The organism is Pseudomonas brassicacearum (genome assembly GCF_003732265.1).
In the GTDB taxonomy this organism is placed as follows: domain Bacteria; phylum Pseudomonadota; class Gammaproteobacteria; order Pseudomonadales; family Pseudomonadaceae; genus Aquipseudomonas; species Aquipseudomonas brassicacearum_D.
Genome location: NZ_MOBK01000129.1, coordinates 1 through 299 on the forward strand (window position 1 = coordinate 1; position 299 = coordinate 299).

Below are 299 nucleotides of genomic sequence, written 5' to 3' on the forward strand. Positions count from 1 at the left end.
GTTCCGTGCGATGGGTTTCACGCAGTCCCAGGTGCACGCAGATGGCGTGGCTTTCCTGGCCGTCGCCGGGCAGGCGCAGCACGCAATGCAGGAGGCTGCGGTATTCATGGCCGCTGATCGACACGTCCAGGTTGTCATGGCGAATGATCTGGAATTTCGACAGCAGCGCATTGCCGTGATCGCCCGCCGGGTAGACCGCGCTGCGGCCATAGGCGAACTGCGGCCACAAACTGTCGGCGAGGAATTCGTACTGCGGCAACGCCGGCCACTTGCTGTAGCGCCTCGGATGCTGCTCATGG

At 63.5% G+C, this 299-nt stretch carries 1 protein-coding gene; it reads right to left on the reverse strand.

Going from position 1 to position 299, the window contains the following annotated elements; translation table 11 throughout:
* The coding region (locus tag BK660_RS30405; protein ID WP_404942967.1) for an endonuclease/exonuclease/phosphatase family protein at positions 1-299 on the reverse strand (299 nt) is incomplete at both ends.